This is a genomic window from Novipirellula herctigrandis (genome assembly GCA_007859835.1).
In the GTDB taxonomy this organism is placed as follows: Bacteria; Planctomycetota; Planctomycetia; order Pirellulales; family Pirellulaceae; genus Novipirellula_A; species Novipirellula_A herctigrandis.
In genome coordinates, this window is record SJPJ01000001.1 from 20,065 (window position 1) to 21,459 (window position 1,395).

1 protein-coding gene is annotated in these 1,395 nt (G+C 53.8%); it reads left to right on the forward strand.

What is annotated here, in order from left to right; all coding sequences use genetic code 11:
* Window positions 1-961 precede the first annotated feature (961 nt).
* Complete coding sequence (locus CA13_RS00070; protein ID WP_146393643.1) at window positions 962-1,318, forward strand: hypothetical protein; 357 nt, start codon at window positions 962-964, stop codon at window positions 1,316-1,318.
* Window positions 1,319-1,395 lie beyond the last annotated feature (77 nt).

Genomic DNA, 1,395 nt, shown 5'->3' on the forward strand with positions numbered 1-1,395 from the left:
TGTTCGACCTTCCAATCTCCTGATGGCTTGCGCGAGCCTTCTCGCACCGACCATCGGCGTGCTCGGGCGACATTCGTTGCTCGACGACGGAACGTCCTGATGGCTTGCGCGAGCAATCTCCTGTTACCATCGGCTTGCTCGGTGTTGCTTTGGGAACGTATACTGGCATTCCACCTTCCACCTATATTCACCACGGATAACCATCCGTTGCACGCGGAGCCGCGGGCCGCGCGGATTCTGAAATCAATGTCGTTTGCCGCGGCCCGGTGAACGGTGACGTTATCACACTCCGGGCGATTGATGCTCTGCTATGGGTGCGCTGTTGATGATCCCTTTGCGTCCGTTTGGTCCACAATATCGTTTGTTGCTTTCAAATTGGGACCTCGTTAAACTGATACTTCTAGGGAACGGACAACTGTCACCGAAGGGGCCGAAGGCTAAACGGACGGTGCTCGGTCGATTGATTCATCATGGTGACTCGATCGGCGTTTAACCCAAATCCGTGCGATAACCATGTGATGCAACGGAGGACGGGTGGTCCGTTTTCTCGTCTGCTTGCACGTCGTTCGCCCGTCCCCGCTGATCACCACCGTTATCACACTCCGGGCGATTGATGTTCTGCTATGGGGGCGCTGTCGATGATCCGCTGGCAACCGTTTGGTCCGACAACGTCGTTTGTTGCTTTCAAATTGGGACCTCGTTAAACTGATACTGCTAGGGAACGAACAACCGTCACCGAAGGGGCCGAAGGCTAAACTGACGGTGCTCGGTCGATTGATACATCATGGTGACGCGATCGGCGTTTAACCCAAATCCGTGCGATAACCATGTGATGCAACGGAGGACGGGTGTTCCGTTTTCTCGTCTGCTTGCAAGTCTTTCGCCCGTCCCCGCTGATCACTGCCGTTATTCGACTGAAATCCATTGACTCTTGACCTAACACACCAAGGCGGACTGTTGCGTGCTTGACGATCCAATTTCTGACCGCCAACGCGAGTCACTCGATTGCTACGTTCAGTCCGAAGGCCAAGAAATCACCCCTCGATTTGTTTTCCGCTTCTACATTTCCCGGCTACTTCAATGGGCGATGTGGTTCGCCGCAATTGCCGTTCTCGCAAAGCTATTCATTCCTGCCGACATCACACTTTCGCTTCGTTATACCGCAATCCTCTGCATAGCTTGCTTCTACATCGCTTTCGCCGTTCTTTCGATTTGGTCTTCGTTTGCTAGTGTCGAGCACTGGCGTCTGCTAAAGCGTATCCTTAACTGGGACGAGGTTCACAGGCTTCACAAGACAAAAGACGCAACCGGCGAATAACCATCGGATGCAACGGAGGACCGGTGGTTCGTTTTCACGAATGGATAGTCAACTCCCGGTCCCCGCTGATCCGTACC